The 17,212-nt window shown below is 34.7% G+C and carries 15 protein-coding genes; 13 read left to right on the forward strand and 2 right to left on the reverse strand.

Going from position 1 to position 17,212, the window contains the following annotated elements:
• Positions 1 to 23: 23 nt before the first annotated feature.
• A complete protein-coding gene (locus SOJ_RS03925; RefSeq protein ID WP_002506794.1) occupies positions 24 to 1,919 on the reverse strand; it encodes a beta-glucoside-specific PTS transporter subunit IIABC in 1,896 nt (631 codons plus the stop codon).
• 168 nt (positions 1,920 to 2,087) lie between these two features.
• Between SOJ_RS03925 and SOJ_RS03930 the strand changes: the two genes are divergently transcribed.
• Positions 2,088 to 2,789: a GntR family transcriptional regulator gene (locus tag SOJ_RS03930; protein WP_002506795.1), complete on the forward strand. Its 702-nt coding sequence runs from the start codon at positions 2,088 to 2,090 to the stop codon at positions 2,787 to 2,789.
• A 69-nt stretch (positions 2,790 to 2,858) separates the two neighbouring features.
• On the opposite strand, the gene SOJ_RS03935 is transcribed toward SOJ_RS03930, so the two are convergent.
• Positions 2,859 to 3,260: an Rrf2 family transcriptional regulator gene (locus SOJ_RS03935; protein WP_002506796.1), complete on the reverse strand. Its 402-nt coding sequence runs from the start codon at positions 3,258 to 3,260 to the stop codon at positions 2,859 to 2,861.
• Between the two features lie 203 nt (positions 3,261 to 3,463).
• Here SOJ_RS03935 and SOJ_RS03940 point away from each other — a divergent pair, with 203 nt between their 5' ends.
• The 12 genes from SOJ_RS03940 (at position 3,464) to nreA (ending at position 17,208) form a co-directional block, all read left to right on the forward strand.
• Positions 3,464 to 4,282: a formate/nitrite transporter family protein gene (locus tag SOJ_RS03940; protein WP_002506797.1), complete on the forward strand. Its 819-nt coding sequence runs from the start codon at positions 3,464 to 3,466 to the stop codon at positions 4,280 to 4,282.
• 188 nt (positions 4,283 to 4,470) lie between these two features.
• Entirely contained in the window at positions 4,471 to 5,007 is a 537-nt protein-coding gene (locus tag SOJ_RS03945) for a GNAT family N-acetyltransferase (RefSeq protein ID WP_002506798.1), read from the forward strand.
• A gap of 137 nt (positions 5,008 to 5,144) precedes the next feature.
• On the forward strand, positions 5,145 to 5,897 hold the full coding sequence (locus SOJ_RS03950) for a sirohydrochlorin chelatase (RefSeq protein ID WP_002506799.1): 753 nt from the start codon (positions 5,145 to 5,147) through the stop codon (positions 5,895 to 5,897).
• Positions 5,866 to 6,330, forward strand: a complete 465-nt coding sequence (locus SOJ_RS03955) for a precorrin-2 dehydrogenase/sirohydrochlorin ferrochelatase family protein (RefSeq protein ID WP_002506800.1) — start codon at positions 5,866 to 5,868, stop codon at positions 6,328 to 6,330. The genes SOJ_RS03950 and SOJ_RS03955 overlap by 32 nt, the downstream gene beginning before the upstream one ends.
• A complete protein-coding gene (nirB, locus tag SOJ_RS03960) occupies positions 6,323 to 8,728 on the forward strand; it encodes a nitrite reductase large subunit NirB (RefSeq protein WP_002506801.1) in 2,406 nt (801 codons plus the stop codon). Before SOJ_RS03955 ends, nirB begins: the two co-directional genes overlap by 8 nt.
• A 2-nt stretch (positions 8,729 to 8,730) precedes the next feature.
• The gene (gene nirD / locus SOJ_RS03965) at positions 8,731 to 9,045 is read left to right on the forward strand and encodes a nitrite reductase small subunit NirD (protein ID WP_002506802.1); all 315 of its coding nucleotides are present in this window, start codon (positions 8,731 to 8,733) and stop codon (positions 9,043 to 9,045) included.
• Complete coding sequence (cobA, locus tag SOJ_RS03970; RefSeq protein ID WP_002506803.1) at positions 9,036 to 9,983, forward strand: uroporphyrinogen-III C-methyltransferase; 948 nt, start codon at positions 9,036 to 9,038, stop codon at positions 9,981 to 9,983. Before nirD ends, cobA begins: the two co-directional genes overlap by 10 nt.
• Before the next feature lie 278 nt (positions 9,984 to 10,261).
• Entirely contained in the window at positions 10,262 to 13,945 is a 3,684-nt protein-coding gene (locus SOJ_RS03975) for a nitrate reductase subunit alpha (RefSeq protein ID WP_002506804.1), read from the forward strand.
• The gene (gene narH / locus SOJ_RS03980) at positions 13,935 to 15,503 is read left to right on the forward strand and encodes a nitrate reductase subunit beta (RefSeq protein WP_002511493.1); all 1,569 of its coding nucleotides are present in this window, start codon (positions 13,935 to 13,937) and stop codon (positions 15,501 to 15,503) included. The genes SOJ_RS03975 and narH overlap by 11 nt, the downstream gene beginning before the upstream one ends.
• The gene (gene narJ / locus SOJ_RS03985) at positions 15,496 to 16,071 is read left to right on the forward strand and encodes a nitrate reductase molybdenum cofactor assembly chaperone (protein ID WP_002506806.1); all 576 of its coding nucleotides are present in this window, start codon (positions 15,496 to 15,498) and stop codon (positions 16,069 to 16,071) included. Before narH ends, narJ begins: the two co-directional genes overlap by 8 nt.
• Positions 16,064 to 16,741: a respiratory nitrate reductase subunit gamma gene (gene narI, locus SOJ_RS03990; protein WP_002506807.1), complete on the forward strand. Its 678-nt coding sequence runs from the start codon at positions 16,064 to 16,066 to the stop codon at positions 16,739 to 16,741. Before narJ ends, narI begins: the two co-directional genes overlap by 8 nt.
• A 14-nt stretch (positions 16,742 to 16,755) precedes the next feature.
• Positions 16,756 to 17,208: a nitrate respiration regulation accessory nitrate sensor NreA gene (gene nreA / locus SOJ_RS03995; protein ID WP_002506808.1), complete on the forward strand. Its 453-nt coding sequence runs from the start codon at positions 16,756 to 16,758 to the stop codon at positions 17,206 to 17,208.
• Positions 17,209 to 17,212: the final 4 nt, after the last annotated feature.

Genomic DNA, 17,212 nt, shown 5'->3' on the forward strand with positions numbered 1-17,212 from the left:
TATTATATACTCCTTTATTCTTATTATTTATTTATAATTGTTAGTAATGCATCATTTTGCGAAACTTGTACTGCATCTGTAGTAATTACTTCACTAAATTCAGCTGAATTAGTGACAATGATTGGAATTACAGTATCGTACCCATTTGATTCAAGCCATTTTTGATTGAAACTTATTAAAGGTTTACCTTGCTTGACTGCATCATTTTCATTAACAAATAGTTCAAATCCTTCTCCATTTAACTGAACAGTTTCTAAACCAACATGTATTAATATTTCTACACCATTAGGAGAAGTAATTCCTACTGCATGTTTACTGTTAGCAATCATACTTACGGTACCTTCAATTGGTGAATAAATTGTATTATCCTGAGGTTTTATAGCAATACCTTGACCCATCATACCTTCAGCAAAAATAGGATCATCAACTTCAGGTAATGGAATGACTTGTCCATTTAATGGACTATGAATAAGTGTTTCAAGATTATTATTTGTTGAATTAGTTTGAGGGTCAGTACTTGAATTAATTTCTGTGTCTTCTACTTCTTCTGTCGTATCATGACCATAACCTAAAAATTGAATTAATATAATAGGTAAAATGATAGCAATTATTGATCCTATTACAATGCCCCATATAGATGAAGGATTGTCGGGACTATATCCGTTAATAATTGTTATAGGACCAGGTAGGCCAGCATATGCATAATATTTAGGATTAAAGAAACTTGCAACAAATGCACCTAGAGCACCACTAATACATGCTATGATAAAGGGCTTTTTAAAGCGTAAATTAATACCGTATATTGAGGGTTCTGTAATACCAAAAATGCCAGTAACAGCAGCTGAAGAAGCGACGCGTTTAATTTCTGTTCTTTTAGATTTTATTAATACGCCGATAACAGCTCCCATTTGTGAAATTACGGCAATTGTTTGGAATGCTTGGAAAGAATCACTTTGATGTTGTTCAAAATTTGCTAAAACCATAGGAGTGATTCCCCAATGTACACCGAAGATTACAAATATTTGCCACAAACCTCCAATAAGTGCGCCTGCTAACCATGGTGCAACTTCAACTAGAAAATTAAAGCCAGCAGCAATACCATGTGCTCCGAGGGTAGTGATTGGTCCAATAACGAGTAACGTAACAGGAACCATAATGACGATACTTAAAAATGGTGTGAATAAAGGTTTTACTACATCGTGTATCCATTTGTTTAAGTATTTTTCAACATAGGATAATATCCAAACTAAGAAAAGGGGTGGCAATACAGATGAAGTGTAACTTGTCTCTGTAAGAGGCATGCCAAATAATTTAATTGTTTCTCCGCTTTGTATTCTTTCTACCATTCCTGTTAAATCAGGACTCACCAATGCTGCAGTACAAGCAATTGCAATATAAGTATTTACATTAAAATGGCGTGAAGCAGTAATTGCGATGAATATTGGTAAGAATGTGAAAGGAGCCCAGGACATGAAATTAAAAACTTCATAAGTGCCTGTGTTTTCAAAGGATGGAATAATCAGTTTTATGATTATTAATAAACCTTGTAATATACCAGCAGCAGCTAAAATGTAAATAAATGGTGCGAACACTGCAGACATCGTCGCGATGACACGGTTAAGTATTGACCCTTTATTTTCAGATGGTTCATTATCATCGGATGGTTGTTTACTTGTTAAAGCTTCAAAAAATTTAAATACTTCACCGACGTTATTTCCTATGACAACTTGAAATTGACCATTATTTTCCACAACAGTCACGACACCATCTATTTCCGATACTTTTTTCTTAGCATTTGGAATAGATCTTTTTAATACTAATCGTAATCTGGTTGCACAGTGCGTGCTATTGACAAGGTTTGCTTCGCCTCCAACTGCCTCTAATATACTTTGTGCGAGTACTTTATTTTTGTCTGCCACATTTCCCAACCCCTTTAATAAGTTAATCAACACGATTTGTGTAATCGTTTCTTACATTCTAATTGTACCGGTATAATTTGTAAAGGCCCTTACAAATAAAAAGTTCGATAGTTTAAATTGGCATTCATGTTATAATTGGGTGAATTTTAATATAAAAGGGGTAAGTATATGCTCAAGTATGAACAAATTGCTCAACAAATGAATGAATATATAGAAAGTGGTCAATTTCAAGCAGGGGATAAATTACCAAGTGTTGAGGCATTAAAAATAAAATATAATGTGAGTAAAAGCACGATTATTAAAGCTTTGGAAATATTAGAAAAACAAGGGAATATTTATCAAGCACGCGGTAGTGGTATCTATGTGCGTAATAAAAAAAGAGATGGATATCTTAATCTCTTTTCAACTGGCGGTTTTAGTGATGAATTTAAAGGACTAAATGTAACTAACAAGGTATTGCGCGTTGAGGAAGTCATTTCACCAGAAAGCGTTCGACAAAAATTAAAGTTAGAGAAAGATACATTAGTCTATGTTTTAGAGCGTATTGTTTATGTAGATGGTGAAATATTTTGTTTCGAGCAGTCGTATTTTAATAAAGATATCGTGCTATTTTTAAATGAATCTATAGCAGAAAAGTCTATTTTTAAATATTTAGAACAAAACTTAAAAGTGAAGATTGGGTTTTCAGATATTTATTTTAATGTAGATAAATTGGAAGAAGAAGAAGCTGAATTATTAGAATTGGATGAGGGCGATCCTTGCTTAAATTATGAACAAGTATTTTATACAACAACTGGCATCCCATTTGATTGTTCGCATCTGATATACCATTATAAGAACGCTCATTTCTATATTCCTTCACAAAAATAAAACGCTTGATTAGCTTGTTTATACTTAATGAAAATTAAGTACATAGTATGCTAATCAAGCGCTATTTATTTAAAAGCGATCAATGACACTTTTAATTGTATAGGCGTTAAGTTTCTTTATAATCGTTTCGTCAACATCACTATATATTTCATCAAGTGCAGGCGTTATATTTTTTCCAACAGGACAATCTGTGTTAGTGTGACCATGAATTTTGGCGAAATGGGTTGTGTCAGCAAAAATAAGCTTATATAAATCACCGAGTTTAATATCATGGGATGAACAAGATAAACTGTAACCGGCAATACCTTGGCTACTCTGTATAAAATTACCGTCTCTTAAATAACGACATAATTTTCTCACTAAGGTGGCATTACTATTAATACTGTCAGCGATATATTGACTTGAAACAGGTTCATTTTTTATAGCTAACAGAGAGAGAATATGGATTGAAACAGAGAATTGTGTATTCAAGTATAGGCCTCCTTTAGGTTTTACTTGTGTTTGTTTTTAGTACAAGTAAAGTTTACGTTATTTTAAGCTAATGCGCAATATATTAAATTTCAAAATTAAAAAACTTATTTTTTGACTATTAAATATCAAATGAAACTAATATAATAACATCATTGGTATAGATAAATCATCATTTTTTTAAAATAAAAAAGGGGGCATATTTCTTGGTAGATAATAATAAATCCATTAAGGACACTTACATGTCGAGAGAAACGATTGATAATATTAATAATCAAGTACAAATGAAGGAAGTTTTGTTTGATAAGACACCTGGTCGTTATGCGCTTAAATCAATTATGTCAGGATTCTTACTAGCAATCGTTACTGTATTTATGCTAGCTATAAAAACACAATTTGCAGGTGCAAATGAAGGTTTAATAAATTTAATGGGAGCTATTTCATTTAGTTTAGCCTTAGTTTTAATTGTACTGTCACATTCAGAATTATTAACGAGTAACTTTATGTTTTTAACAGTTGGTTGGTATTATAAAGTTATCGGTATGAATAAAGCGTTGGGTATTATGATGGTATGTTTTCTATTTAATATAATAGGTGGATTTTTCTTATTTGCTTTAATGAAATTCACGCCAATCATGACTTCAGACATGGTTGCAAGCTTAACGAAACTTGTGAATGGTAAGACGGTAGATGCCACATGGTATGGCATTTTAGGTAAAGCCATATTTTGTAATTTCTTTATTAATATTGGTATTTATTTATCAATTCAATTTAAAGACGGTCTAACTAAAGCATTTTTCATTGCTAGTGGAGTCATCGTCTTTGTATTTATGGGTTATGAGCACGTTGTATTTAATGCAGGGCTATACGCAGGTATGGTGTTTTATGATTTTGATGGAATCGCATGGTTACACGTATTAAAAAATATTGTGTTCGCCTTTATAGGTAATTATATTGGTGGAGGTATTTTCGTTGGTCTAGTTTATGCGTATTTAAATGGTAAACGAAATAGCTTACATAATTAATGGTATTCAAAATAGTAACAAGCATGATCATAATTTTTTTGTGATTGTGCTTTTTTTAGTTTTTAAAACATAATAATTGACTCAATAATTAAGAAGCCATATTGTATTGATATGATTGTAAATGGTTTATGATTTTTTAGGGATGTTATCCATGAATGAATAAGCTATAAATGAGAAGGAGTGACAAAATGTCTGAATATAATATAAGAGTTGCTGTGGAATCTGACGCCGAGGCATTACAAAAATTGATGTATGAATCTTTTACTCCGTTAAGGGAATTAGGTATAGATTGGCCATCAGTTAATGCGAATGTTGAATTAGTTAAAAAGAATATTAAAACAAGCACGATGTTTGTACTAGAAGATGATCATGAAATAATTTCAACGCTTACGGTGCGTTATCCTTGGGAAGGAAAACGTCGTATCTCAATATATCCATTTGTTTGGTGGTTCGCTACGAAGCCGTCATATGATGGTAAAGGTATTGGAAGTAAATTGTTAAAATATGTTGAGGAGACTTATTTAAGAGACACGCTTAAAGCACCAGCAGTGACGCTTGGTACATCTGCACGTTTACACCCTTGGCTACTAGATATTTATAAAAAACGTGGTTATGAAATATACGGTGAGCACGAGAGTAACGATGGAGATTTGGGAGTTATCATGAGAAAAGTACTAATACCGGAAAGTTTTGACGAAGAAGTACTAGGTACGCCACCATTCTAATAAATTGAATAAATGTATAGGGAATCCCATTAGTGATTGAATAAGGGGATTCCCTATTTTTAAACTATCATGTGATTTAATTCACAAAAATAACTGGATTTATATTACAATGCAAGTGTAAAGAAAAGGGGGATCATATGACTGATTATATACTTGTTATTCATGGCATGAATAAAGGGAAACAAAATGAAGTACTTCATCATTTTTTGGAGCAATTGGTAAGTCGTAACGTACGTGATTATCATATTGCTTTCTTAGAAAGTAAAAATCAAAGTCTTGAACAAGTACTAGACACACGTATTCAACAGGGTACTAAAAGTTTTAATATCATTCCACTTTTACTTTTTCCAGCAAAGCATTATTTAGAAGATATTCCTATGATTTTAAAACTTTATGAGAATAAATATCCACATATTAAATATAAAATTGCTGAGCCACTTGGCACACATAAATTAATGACAACGCTAGTTAAACAGAAAATTTTATTTAAAGTTAAAAGTCATCCTAAAATACAGCACATTATTTTAATGGCTCATGGCAGCGAACGTTATCGTCATCCTGATATTGCTTTATGGCAGTTAACTCAAGACTGTGACGTGTTTGAAATACCTATTTCTATGATGACATTATATGGTGACTACAATTATCGCTTTAACTTACTGCACTATTTAAAAAATAATACAGACATATTGATTGTACCCATATTTTTCTATGACGGCTTTTTGGTAAACAAAGCAAAACATCATATAGCACAAATGAATGATGGTTGTAATATACATTATACAGCAGCTATTAATTTTGACCCTTTGCTCTCAACGATGATTACAGAAAGAATTAAACAATTAGAGGTGTTTGAAAGTGTATCCAATTCAACTCAACTTGTCAGATAAGCGTGTTGTAGTGATTGGCGCAGGTAAAGTTGCGTACAGAAAAGTACAACAGCTTATTAAGGAAGACATACAGTCGCTAGTTATTATAAGCAAAAAATTTTTACCGGAATTTTTTGAAATTGAATATCCTAAAATGAAGTTGTTTACGAAGTGTTATGACAGCGAAGATATTAAATATGCGGATATTATTTTTGCTGCAACAGATGATGAAGATGTTAATCATCTAATTAAGCAAGATGCGAAGCGTTATCAACTTGTTAACCATATAGGTGATAAAGCGCAATCTGATTTTTACAACATGTGCGAAATAAAATACAAAGACATAAGTATTCATTTTAGATCAAATGGTACAAATCGTAGCGGAGTGAAACAACTATCAAAAGCGGTACAAGCATTTTTAAATGAAGAGTATGAGGAGGAAGACAATGTCTAAAAAGCAGTTAGTAATGATTGGTAATGGCATGGCGGGCATACGCACGATTGAAGAAATATTAGAACGTGATGCACAGCAATATAACATAACGATTATAGGTAAGGAACCATATCCAAATTACAATCGAATTATGTTATCAAATATATTGCAGAAAAAGATGACAGTGGATGAGACCATTATGAATCCATTTGAGTGGTATAAAGACAATGATATTCAGCTTATTACAAATGATCCAGTAGTAGAGGTTAATCGAGAACTTAAACAAGTGATTACAGCTGATGGCCTTAGATGTAATTATGATATTTGTATATTTGCTACTGGTTCGAGTGCCTTTGTATTACCTATACCAGGTGCATCTTTATCGAGTGTAATAGGTTGGAGAACGATTGAAGACACTGAGCGTATGATTGAAATTGCTAAAACAAAGCAGCGTGCTATCGTAATCGGCGGTGGTTTGCTGGGATTAGAATGTGCACGTGGATTAATGGATCAAGGTATGGAAGTTACTGTGGTACATCTTGCTGAATGGCTTATGGAAATGCAATTAGATAAAAAGGCTGCAGATATGTTGAAAGCAGATTTAGAAGCACAAGGAATGCACTTTAAATTGCAGGCAAGTACACAAGAAATACTTGGACAAGAAGATGTTACCGGTGTTTTGTTAGCGGATGGTACAACATTAGCAGCAGATTTAGTGGTCATGGCAGTTGGTATTCGACCGTATACACAAGTTGCGCAGTCAAGTGGCTTAAAAGTGAATAGAGGCATTGTCGTTAATGATTATATGCAAACGAGTGATGGAGCTATTTTTGCAGTTGGTGAATGTGCAGAACACAATGGTAAAGTATATGGATTAGTTGCGCCATTATATGAGCAGGGTAAAGTATTGGCAGACCATTTAACCGGTCGAGAAACAGAAGGCTATAGAGGTTCCACAACATTTACTTCTTTAAAAGTTTCGGGTTGTGATTTATATAGTGCTGGTCAAATTAAAGAAGATATAGATATCCAAGGTGTAGAGGTTTTTGACAGTGTTAATAAACATTATAAGAAAGTGTTTCTAAAAGATGAAAGCATTGTCGGAGCAGTCTTATATGGAGATATTGATGATGGTCCTAGATTTTTTAATATGATGAAAAAACAAGAACCATTAGAGGATTACACGATGGTTTCACTTATGCATAAAGGCGGAGAAACGAGTGAAATAAGTATTGCCGCCATGTCAGATGATGAGACAGTTTGTGGATGCAATGGTGTCAGCAAAGGAAAGATTGTGAGTGCAATTAATGAGCATGGTCTTACTAGTGTAGAAGCAGTCACAAAAGAAACAAAAGCTGGCAATTCATGTGGTAAGTGTAAAGGGCAAATTGGTCAGATTTTAGAGTATACATTAGGTGATGATTTTGTTGCTTCTAAACCATCTGGTATATGTGCATGTACTGAGCTCACGCGTGATCAAATTGTTACTCAGATAAGAGCAAAAGGATTGAAAACGTCTAAGGAAGTAGGTTATGCACTCAATTTTAATGATAAGTCGGGTTGTCCAAAGTGTAGACCAGCTATTAATTATTATTTGAATATGGTTTATCCATTTGAGCATAATGATGAAATTGAGTCACGTTTTGCAAATGAACGCTATCATGCCAACATTCAAAATGACGGTACATTTTCTGTGATTCCCCAAATGCGCAGTGGTGTTACGAATGCAGATCAGTTAATTCGGTTAGGAGAAGTTGCTAAAAAATATGATGTGCCATTAGTGAAAGTGACAGGTTCTCAACGTATAGGGTTGTATGGTGTTAAAAAAGAATTACTACCACAAATATGGTCAGATTTAGGTATGCGTTCAGCTTCAGCATATGCGAAAAAGACACGCTCAGTTAAAAGTTGTGTAGGTAAGGAATTTTGCCGATTTGGTACGCAATATACTACGCAATTAGGTATTCGTTTAGAAAAGACATTCGAATACATCGACACGCCACATAAGTTTAAAATGGGTGTCTCTGGTTGTCCAAGAAGCTGTGTAGAATCTGGTGTTAAAGACTTTGGTGTTATCAGCGTTGAAAATGGCTTTCAAATTTATATTGGGGGCAATGGCGGTACGGACGTAACAGAGGGGATACATTTAACTACCGTCGAAACAGAAGATGAGGTCATTAAATTATGTGGTGCGATGATGCAATATTATAGAGAGACTGGTATTTATGCAGAACGTACTGCACCGTGGATACAGCGATTAGGTTTTGAAAACGTTAAAGCAGTTTTATTAAATCAAGAAAGACAAGACGATTTGTTCAATCGTATTATGGAAGCGAAAAAAGCTATAGAAGCTGAACCATGGTCACACATTATAAATAATGAAGTAGCACAAAAAATATTTGAAGTGGAGAAAGTTTAATTATGAAAGCATTAGAAAAAATAAAAGTAGCAACGGTCGATGAGCTTGTTCCTTTAGTTGGCAAAAAGGTAATCATAAACGATATCGAAATTGGTTTATTTTTAACAGAATCAGGTGAAATACACGCAGTTCATAATGTATGTCCTCATAAACAAGGACCACTTTCAGAAGGTACGGTAAGCGGTGAATTTGTATATTGTCCTTTGCATGATCAAAAAATAGATTTGAAAACGGGACTCGTTCAGTCACCAGATACTGGATGTGTGGATGTTTACGATGTAGAAATTCATAATGGAGCTGTATATATATGCCACTAAACACTTATGGCAAGGTATATCTCGTAGGTGCTGGACCTGGGCAGCCTGAATTATTAACAAGAAAGGCCGAACGTCTTATTCGAAGCGCAGATATCATATTGTATGACAGATTAGTCAATCCATTCATTTTACAATTAGTAAGACCAGAAATTGAAATAATAAATGTGGGTAAGGAAGCATACCGTAAGCATATACAACAACAAGTTATAAATGAAAAATTAATTTCAGCTGCAAAGCACCATAAATGTGTTGTTAGATTAAAGGGTGGGGATCCTGCAATTTTTGGTAGAGTCCATGAAGAGGTTGTTACATTGTCACAAGCCGGTATTGATTTTGAAGTTGTACCAGGTATTACAACAGCGAGTGCTGCTGTGGCCTCAGTAGGTTTAGGATTAACAATTCGTAATGTCGCCCATAGTGTCATTTTTACGACAGGGCATCTGAATAAAAATAGTCAGCAGCAAGTTGATGTTACAGCACTTATAAACGGGGGCACGTTAGCTATTTATATGGGTGTGAAGCGGTTGAGTGAAATTATGAATGAAATATATCAGACTACACAAGTAGATTATCCAGTATTGCTCATATTTAATGTTTCTTCTTTTAATGAAAAACATATTATAGGTACGGTAACTACAATTGCGGAGCAGGTTTCTGATGATTTAGAACAAATATCACCTGGTATAGTGATTGTAGGAGATATAGCAGCTTATGAAAATATTAAAAGCACCTTGAAAAAATGTGCTAGTAAGAAATATTTAATTTCTGGACCCCGTTTACAGGCAATTGAGCAAGCATTTGATATCTATGAAAACGGTGGATGGTGCTTAATTAACCCTGATGAAAAGCATGAGCTTCATCACAGTCAACAGTTGTTTATAGAACAACAATTAATGCAGCATTTTGATGAGAAAATTCACTCTAAGGATATAAAATAAGATGATTTCAGAAGATAATTGATAACCCCAAAGTATAAAATAAGATGATTTCTATTGTAGTGAATAGAGATCATCTTTTTTATATTTATAGGACATTAAATTACTTTTGCTCAAGAGTGTGTACTTAAAAACTAAGGGTATTTCCACCGCTTATTAGGTGATTCCCTAATATTTGAAATTTGTGAAAAAATGTACAATTTAGTTAAGCAGTGAATGAAGTGAACCATAGAATCCTACTTTAAAAATTTTACTGGCAATGATCTGAGAGGGTGTTTTCAATGAAAAAATTTGGATTAAGCTTTTTTAAGCCGACAGAAAAATTTAATGGTGATTGGTCGGTCTTAGAAAGTAAGAGTCGGGAATGGGAGAAAATGTATAGAGAAAGATGGAGTCATGACAAAGTAGTTAGAACGACTCATGGTGTGAATTGCACAGGTTCTTGCTCATGGAAAGTATTTGTTAAAAATGGTGTGATTACATGGGAAAATCAACAAACAGACTATCCAAGTTGTGGGCCTGATATGCCTGAATTTGAACCTAGAGGTTGCCCACGTGGTGCTTCATTTTCTTGGTATGAATATAGTCCTTTAAGAATTCGTTATCCATATATCCGTAAAAAGTTGTGGGAACTTTGGGTAGAAGCCCTAGAAACTCATGATAATAATACGATAGAAGCTTGGGCATCTATCGTAGAAGATGAGGAAAAAGCAAAATTATATAAACAAGCACGAGGCAAAGGTGGATTAGTGAGAACGAATTGGAAAGACGTAGGGAAACTCATATCTGCTCAAATTATTTATACTATCAAAAAATTTGGTCCAGATAGAATAGCTGGTTTTACCCCGATACCTGCTATGTCTATGTTGAGTTATGCTTCTGGTGCACGATTTGTGAGTTTACTTGGTGGAGAAATGCTGAGTTTTTATGATTGGTATGCAGATTTACCACCTGCTTCACCTCAAATTTGGGGTGAACAAACCGACGTGCCTGAATCAAGTGATTGGTATAACGCATCTTACATTATGATGTGGGGTTCTAATGTACCGATGACTCGTACCCCAGACGCACACTTTATGACTGAAGTTCGATATAAAGGAACGAAAGTGGTGTCAATTGCACCTGATTATGCAGAGAATGTGAAATTTGCAGACAATTGGTTAGCACCACATCCTGGTTCTGATGCAGCACTTGCGCAAGCGATGACGCATGTCATACTGCAAGAACATTACGTTAATCAACCCAATGCGCATTTTATAAATTATTCAAAACAATATACGGATATGCCATTTATTATCATGTTAGATAAAGATGAAAATGGTTTTAAAGCAGGTCGTTTCTTAAGAGCAAATGACTTAGGTGAAACAGTAGAGCATAGTGAATGGAAGCCTGTCATTTTTGATAAAATCACCCAGAACTTAACGGTTCCAAATGGCACAATGGGACAACGTTGGGAAAAAGATAAAAAATGGAATTTAAAATTAGAAAATGAAGACGGTAGTAAAATTGATCCGGCACTGAGTCTTGCAGAAGATTATTTTAAATTAGAAAAAATACAATTTCCATATTTTAATAATGAGGGCAATGGTATTTTTGAACGACCAATTGCGGTTAAAAAAATTACTCTAGCAAATGGAGAAGAACAATATATAACGACAGTTTATGATTTAATGACAAGTCAATATGGCATAAAAAGATTTAATCATGAATTAGAAGCGAAGGACTATAAAGATGCAAATTCATATTATACACCTGCATGGCAAGAAAAAGTGACAGGTGTGAAACAAGATGTGGTTACGCAAGTGGCGCGTGAATTTGCGCAAAATGCAATTGATACAAAGGGTAAATCGATGATCATTATGGGTGCAGGTATTAACCATTGGTTTAACTCAGATACGATATACCGTTCTATCTTGAACTTAGTATTACTATGTGGCTGTCAGGGTGTGAATGGTGGCGGATGGGCGCATTATGTTGGCCAAGAAAAATGTAGACCCATTGAAGGGTGGAATACACTTGCATTCGCCAAAGATTGGCAAGGACCACCAAGATTACAAAATGGCACGAGTTGGTTCTATTTTGCGACAGATCAGTGGAAATATGAAGAATCTAATGTGGATAGTATAAAATCCCCATTAGCTGAGAATATTAAGCACCAACATCCAGCAGATTATAATGTGCTAGCAGCCAGATTAGGTTGGTTGCCTTCGTATCCACAATTTAATAAAAATAGTTTGTCATTTGGTGAAGCAGCAAGAGAGGCAAATGAATTTAATAATGAAGCGATTTTAAAACGTGCAGTAGATTCTGTGAAATCGAGAGATACAGAGTTTGCGATTGAAGATCCTGATTTGAAAAAGAATCATCCGAAAACGTTATTCCTCTGGCGTTCTAATTTAATATCTAGTTCTGCGAAAGGGCAAGAGTATTTTATGAAACATTTACTCGGTGCAAAGTCTGGACTATTGGCAGAACCGAATGAAGAAGTGAAACCAGAAGAGATTCAATGGAGAGATGACACTGAAGGTAAGCTAGATTTACTTGTGTCACTAGATTTTAGAATGACTTCGACACCACTTTACTCAGACATTGTCTTGCCAGCTGCGACATGGTATGAGAAGCATGACTTATCCTCTACGGATATGCATCCTTTTGTACATCCATTTAATCCGGCAATCGATCCTTTATGGGAATCGCGTTCAGATTGGGATATTTTCAAATCTTTAAGTAAAGAAGTGTCAGAAACTGCGAAAAAACACCTTACAGGCGTATACAAAGATGTCGTAACTACACCTTTAGCTCATGATACGCAACAAGAAATATCGAATGTGAATGGTATTGTAAAGGACTGGACTAAAGGTGAAGTAGAAGCCATTCCTGGTAAGACAATGCCAAGCTTCACAGTTGTTGATAGAGATTATACAAAAATATTTGATAAATATGTCACACTAGGGCCTTTATTAGAAAAAGCTAAAGTGGGTGCTCATGGTGTGAGTTTTACAGTGTCAGAACAATATGAAGAGCTGAAACATATGGTCGGTACTTGGAATGATGACAAAGAAGATTCAGTGAGAAACGGTAGACCTAGAATAGATACTGCAAGACGTGCAGCAGATGCTGTATTGAATTTGTCTTCAGCTACAAATGGCAAATTATCACAAAAATCTTATGAAGATTTAGAACAACAAACAGGCATGCCATTAAAAGATATTTCTAGTGAACGTGCATCAGAAAAAATAACGTTTTTAAATATGACGGCCCAACCAAGAGAAGTTATTCCAACTGCAGTGTTCCCTGGTTCAAATAAAAATGGACAGCGTTATTCACCTTTTACAACAAATATTGAACGTTTAGTACCATTTAGAACATTAACAGGACGTCAAAGTTATTATATTGATCATGAAATATTCCAACAATTTGGAGAAAACTTACCTGTCTATAAACCAACTTTACCGCCAATGGTATTTGGGACAAGGGATAAGCATGTCTCGATGGATGATCAAACACTCGTATTACGCTACTTAACCCCACATGGTAAATGGAATATCCATTCTACTTATCAAGACAACCAACATATGTTGACACTGTTTAGAGGTGGTCCAACGGTTTGGATTTCAAAAGAGGATGCAAAAGCACATGATATTGCAGACAATCAATGGTTAGAAGTCTATAACAGAAACGGAGTAGTAACTGCTCGAGCAGTTGTGTCACACCGTATGCCAAGAGGAACGATGTTTATGTATCACGCTCAAGATAAGCATATTGAAACCCCAGGTTCTGAAATTACAGAAACAAGAGGTGGTTCTCATAATGCACCAACACGAATACATTTAAAGCCAACACAACTTGTAGGTGGTTATGCACAAATCAGTTATCACTTTAATTATTATGGTCCTATTGGAAATCAAAGAGATGTTTATGTAGCTGTTAGAAAACTGAAGGAGGTTGACTGGCTTGAAGATTAAAGCACAGATCGCAATGGTATTAAACTTAGATAAATGTATAGGTTGTCATACTTGTAGTGTCACTTGTAAGAGTACATGGACAAACCGACCCGGAGCTGAATATATGTGGTTTAACAATGTAGAAACTAAGCCAGGTATTGGCTATCCCAAAAGATGGGAAGACCAAGAACAGTATAAAGGTGGATGGTACTTAAATAAAAAAGGAAAACTAGAACTTAAATCTGGTAGTAAATGGTCAAAAATAGCATTAGGGAAAATATTTTATAATCCTGATATGCCAGTGATTAAAGATTACTATGAGCCGTGGACGTATAATTATGAACACCTTACGACAGCTAAAGCAGGTAATCATTCGCCAGTCGCTAAAGCACATTCTCTAATATCAGGTGAGAAATTAGATTTGAATTGGGGACCTAACTGGGAAGATGATTTAGCAGGGGGGCACGTTACTGGGCCAGAAGACCCTAATATTCAACGTATTGAAGAAGATATTAAATTTAAATTCGATGAAACCTTTATGATGTATCTACCAAGATTATGCGAGCATTGTTTGAACCCGAGTTGTGTTGCTTCATGTCCTTCTGGTGCAATGTATAAACGAGACGAAGATGGTATTGTGCTAGTCGATCAAGAGGCTTGTCGTGGTTGGAGATATTGTATGACAGGTTGCCCATATAAAAAAGTTTATTTTAACTGGAAAACCAATAAAGCAGAGAAGTGTACATTTTGTTTTCCACGTATTGAAGCAGGCACGCCTACAGTATGTTCTGAAACGTGTACTGGTCGTATGAGATATTTAGGTGTTTTACTATACGATGCCGACAGAGTTGAAGAAGCGGCTAGTGCAGAAAACGAACAAGATTTATATGAAAAACAACTCGATTTATTCTTAAATCCATATGATGAATCAGTGATTGAACAAGCACAAAAAGATGGTGTTTCAATGGAATGGATTGAGGCAGCTCAAAATTCACCAGTTTACAAACTCGCTATTGAATATAAACTTGCGTTTCCATTGCATCCTGAATATCGCACTATGCCAATGGTTTGGTATTGTCCACCATTGAGTCCAATTATGAGTTATTTTGAAGGACAAACGGCAACAGATGCAAATAGAAATCCTGATATGATATTCCCAGCAATTGAAGAAATGAGATTACCAATTCAATATTTAGCAAATTTATTTACTGCTGGAGATACAGAATCAATTAAAATAGCGTTACAACGTATGGCAATTATGAGAAGTTATATGCGTGCAGAAGTGACAAACAAACCATTTGATATTGATAAATTATCAAGACTTGGATTAACTGAACGCCAAACAAAAGATATGTATCGTTTATTAGCTATAGCGAAATATGAGGATCGCTTTGTAATTCCAACATCTCATAAAGAAGACTATATAGATACGTATCGTGCTCAAGGTAGCCAAGGTTATGGTGGAGAATACTTCGGTTCTAATTGTGAAGGATGTGGTGTTCCTGTGGGTACAGCATCTGAAAAATCAGGACAAGAGATATACAACGAAAATTTCTATGGAGGGATTTTCCGTGATTAATCTAACGCAGTATTATTATTATCAAGAAACTTTTGGTTACTTAGCTCAACAGTTGGAATTTCCTGAAAAATTGACATTTCATCCGAAAACATTTGAAGAAGTTATTGATTTGGGACATCCAGCGTTTGATGATTTATTAATTTATCGTGAAAAGATGCATGAACTCAGCCTGTTAGAAATTAAACAATTGTATTCAGACACATTTGATTTTAATAAAAAGGCACCACTTTATATGACTTATAATAAATTTGATACACAAAAGGAACGTGGACAGTTACTCGCTAAATTAAAAGTATTATATGAGATGTTTGGATTGGAAATGGCAGCCAATGAATTGCCAGATTATTTACCTTTAATGCTAGAGTTTTTATATGTCGCACAATGGCAAAATGATTCACGCGCACAAGGAAATATTGAATTTATCATCATGATTATTGAAGATGGTACTTATGCGATGGCACAACAATTAAAAGAAAAAGATAGCCCATATTATTACTTAATCAAAGGATTAAGAGCTACTTTGAAAGCGTGCATCGAACCTGTATCAGAGGTGAAGACAAATGTTTAATCAATTTCTATGGGTGATTGTACCTTATCTTTGCGTAGCTATTTTTTTAATTGGGCACATCGCACGATATAAATTTGATAAATTTTCATGGACTGCTAAATCTAGTGAATTTATTGAAAAGAAACAATTGAAATGGGGCAGTCTCATGTTCCATTTAGGCATAATTCCCGTAGCTATGGGGCATTTTGTAGGCTTAGTTATACCTGCATCTTGGTTATCAGCAGTCGGTGTTAATGATCACTTGTATCATATAGGAGCAGTGTATATTGGGAGTATATTTGGTATAATAACTATGATAGGTATGTTGTTGCTAACCGCACGCCGTGTAACTAAAAAGAACATTAGAAAATTGAGTTCTGCCTCAGATATTATTGTGAATTTTTTACTTCTAATTATTGTTTTCATGGGCTGCTATGCTACTTTAGTAACAAATGCAACGATACCAACATTTGATTATAGAGAGACAATTTCAATATGGTTTAGACAACTATTTATGTTTTCACCTGATGCTACATTAATGACGCATGTACCACTCGCGTTTAAGATGCATATACTTCTAGGGTTTGTGATTATGGCTTTTTGGCCGTTTACTAGATTAGTTCATGTGTGGAGTGTACCACTAACTTATGTGAGCCGTAGTTACATTATTTATCGAAAGCATAAAGTGTGAATGGAGGCGAAAGATTGAGCCTATTATCTTTTAATGAACAAGTGAATTATCAAGCCGTTTTAGACACGCTACGTATTGAAGAAGGTTTTGATTTTGCAGGATTGGCATTTTACAAAGATGAAAACCAATTGTCACCGATAAAATGGAATTATGTATCTGGAAGTACCAATTCTCGCTATAAACTTATTGTGCTTAGAATAGGTAAAGGAATTGCAGGAAATGTGATGAAAACAGGTAAGCGAATGGTGATAGAAGATATCAATCAATTTCTCTTACCGAGCGAAAAACACAAATATCCAATAATATTATGTGAACGGCTAACAGCAGTGATGGCAATACCATTATGGTATGAAAATCACGTTTATGGTGTGCTATTATTAGGTCAAAGAAATAATAGACCACTACCTCAAACATGTCACTCTATTTCAATCGTAAATAAATTGGGTGTTTTTAATGAAGAAGACTAGGTGA

The sequence above is a fragment of the Staphylococcus sp. OJ82 genome (assembly GCF_000294465.1).
Lineage (GTDB): Bacteria > Bacillota > Bacilli > Staphylococcales > Staphylococcaceae > Staphylococcus > Staphylococcus equorum.